Annotated in this window: 3 protein-coding genes; all 3 read right to left on the bottom strand. The window is 67.4% G+C overall.

The window, feature by feature from the left end; all coding sequences use genetic code 11:
* Positions 1 to 1,260, bottom strand: a 1,260-nt coding sequence (locus KTN05_RS17265; RefSeq protein ID WP_254368334.1) for a sodium:proton antiporter, incomplete at its 3' end; no start/stop codon positions are given.
* Between the two features lie 499 nt (positions 1,261 to 1,759).
* Positions 1,760 to 2,470, bottom strand: coding sequence for an ABC transporter permease (locus KTN05_RS17270; protein WP_371823404.1), 711 nt, complete (start codon positions 2,468 to 2,470; stop codon positions 1,760 to 1,762).
* A gap of 17 nt (positions 2,471 to 2,487) precedes the next feature.
* The gene (locus tag KTN05_RS17275) at positions 2,488 to 3,129 is read right to left on the bottom strand and encodes an ABC transporter ATP-binding protein (RefSeq protein WP_254368335.1); all 642 of its coding nucleotides are present in this window, start codon (positions 3,127 to 3,129) and stop codon (positions 2,488 to 2,490) included.
* Positions 3,130 to 3,135 lie beyond the last annotated feature (6 nt).

Here is a 3,135-nt window from a genome sequence, read left to right on the forward strand (position 1 = left end):
ATCTGCATCGGGATCGCGGCCGTGGGTCCGATCGAGCAGGCGCATGACGGGCGTGACGGTCAGCCCGTGCATGAGGATGGAGATCAGGATCACCAGGCCCGCGATGGCCCACAGGCGCTCGCCGCCGTCGACCTCCATGTGGTTCAGGCCATAAGCCAGATAGTAGATCGATCCCACGCCCCGGATGCCGAAGAAGGCGATCGTCAGCTTCTCGCTCCACGAAGCCCTGAACCCGGCCAAACCGATCAGTCCCGTCACCGGGCGGATGACCAGCAGGATGATCAGCGCCGCGGCGAGGTCCCCCCAAGTCAACCCCGCCAGCAGGCCCTTGGCCAGCGCACCTCCGAACAGCAGCAGAAGCACCATCATCGCCAGGCGCTCGACCTGTTCGGTGACGTCGTGCATCTCGCGGTGGAAGTCGTGGCTGCGATGGGCTGCGCGGAAGGTCAGAGCGGTGACGAACACTGACAGGAAACCATAGGAGTGGATGATCTCGGTCAGCCCGTAGGACACAAAGGTGGCGGAGAGCGCGATCAGCCCGTCGCCCGTCTGCGCGAGCTTGGTCTCGGCCGGCATCCGGAAGGTGAGCCAGCCGAAGGCGCGGCCGATCAGGTAACCGCCCGCGACGCCGGCGCCGATCTCCCAGAGGACGTTGTAGCTCAGCCACTTCAGCGCCCAGGGCTCTCCCGTCGTGCCTGCGAGGGCGACGGCGATGGCCAGATGGACAAAAGGGAAGGCGGCGCCATCGTTGATGCCCGCCTCCGAGGTCAGGCCGAAACGAACCTCATCCTCCTCGCCGGTCTTGGGCGGGCCAACCTGCACGTCCGCGGCCAGGACCGGATCGGTCGGCGCCAGCGCCGCGCCCAGAAGCAACGCCACCGGCCATGCAAAGCCCACCCATGTTCCGGCAAGTAGGGTGATGGCGCCGATGCTGAAGGGAAGGGTGACGAGGATCAGCCGCCAGGTCACCTCCCAGCGGTGCAGCCCGAACACCCGGTCGAGCTTCAGCCCGGCCCCCATCAGCGCAATGATGACGACGAACTCGCTGAGCCGTTCGGTGATCTCGGGATAGGCCAGCGGCGAAGGCTCCAGCCTGGCCCCCGGGAGCGAGAAGAGCGCCGCCCCCAGCCCAATGCAGACGATGGGCAGGGACAGGGGCAATCGCCGCAGCGCCAGCGGCAGCCATGCCACCAAGGCAATCAGGAAGCCCGCGCCCGTCAGAAGGAGGATATACGGGTCGGGTTGCAGCAGCGGGATCATGGCACCCACGCGGGTCAGGGGTTCAGTCGTGCCGACAGCAGGCTTTACTCAAACTGGAGGAACCTCAGTCGACGCTGATCGCCATGCATGCGTCAAGATCGGCGTTCAGCGGCGGCCGCCCTTGCTGCAGGGTGGCCGCCTGTGACAATGCCTGCTAGATGCCCGTTCTGCCAGTGCCGGTGCCGCTTGTGCCCACGCCGCATCGCGGCCCCAGCTTTCCCGGCCTTCCCAAGGCCTATCCCATCTTCCTCCTTCTCGGACAGCAAGTGTGGAAGGGAAATCCGTTGCTGTCCCAACCGGTGCCGCTTGCGGTGTTCCGACGAGGCCTGCGGTGATGGTCGCTCGCTTCAGTGGACACCTTTGCTAAGCCTATAAGGCATGGAAGTGTTCAATGCCGAACACGAGAAGGGAGTTTTCTCCCGATGCCGCAGATCAAGTCAGCCGGCAACCTGTCCTGGGTTCGGGCGGTGGTTCAGTTGTTGCCCGATCGGGAACATCGTCAGAAGCCTCGCCCGACCAGAAACCGTGCGAGCAGCCGATCAACCGCCACGTAGACTGTCAGCGACAGTGCCACAACCATGATGAGGGCGGCGAACATCAGGTCGGTCTTCATTCGACCATTGGCCTGAAGCATCAGGGCGCCAAGGCCGCGCGCGCCTCCGATCCATTCTCCGATGACAGCCCCGACGGGAGCATAGATGGCGCCCAGCCTGATGCCGGACGCCAGCCTCGGCAGGGATGCGGGCAGGCGCAGATGACGCAGCAGGGCGATACGCGATGCCCCCATCGTCTGGGCGACATCCATCTGCGCCGGCGGCGGCGCCATCAGCCCGTCATAGAGCGCCTGTGTCACCGGCACGAACACGATCAGCACGACCATCGCGATCTTGGGCGCGGTGCCGAAGCCGAGCCAGAGCGTCAGGATCGGCGCCAACGCGAAGATCGGGATCGCCTGGCTGACGATCAGCGCGGGGCCGAGCGCCCGGCCGAGAGGCCTCCAGCTCGCCATCGTGAGCGCCAGGGCGACCCCAAGTGCCGTGCCGAACGCAAGGCCGATCAACGTCTCGCCCGCCGTCTGGAGGGTGGCCAGCGCGATCTCGGCGCGCGCGGCGATCAGCGCCTCCAGCACGCGCCCGGGGCCGGGCAGGAGATACGGCGGCAGGCGGGTCAGCCACACCGCTGCCTGCCACAGCGCCAGCCCGATCAGCACCCCCAGAATGGCACGGATCATGCGAGGAGCCTGCCTGTCAGCATCGCCTGAGCCCGCAGCACCGCGGCCGCATCGTGGCGGCGGGGAACGTGTCCGGGCGGTGCGGGATGTTCAGACAGTCCTAAAGGCGTCATGACCACGATCCGGTCGCCCAGCCGCGCCGCCTCGGCGGGATCGTGGGTGACGATCAGCACGGTGCGGCCTGCCAGCAGCCGCACCGCCATGTCGCCGATCAGCAGACGGAGCCGGCCGTCGAGCGCCGAGAACGGCTCGTCGAGCAGCACCAGCGGCCGATCTTCGGCCAGTGTCCTTGCCAGGGCAACACGCTGCCTCTGCCCGCCGGAGAGCTGGGCGGGCAGCCTGTCGGCCAGCCCCTCCAGTCCTACTGCCTCGATCAGGGCCGTAGTGCGGACGGGATCCGCCGGCTCGCGCCGCAGCCGTGCGCCCAGATCGACGTTCTGCGCGACGCTCAGCCACGGAAAGAGGCCGGGATCCTGCCCCATCAACGCGGCGGGTACGGTCCTGACCTCGCCATGGAAGGCCACGCCGGTGGGGAGCCCGGCGAGCAGTCGCAGCAGGGTGGACTTGCCCACGCCCGAGGCGCCGAGCAGGCAGGTCACGCTTCCATGCGGCAGGGTAAGGTAGAGGGGCGCGAACAGTCCCGG

This window comes from Paracoccus sp. Z118, from assembly GCF_019061185.1.
In the GTDB taxonomy this organism is placed as follows: Bacteria; Pseudomonadota; Alphaproteobacteria; order Rhodobacterales; family Rhodobacteraceae; genus Paracoccus.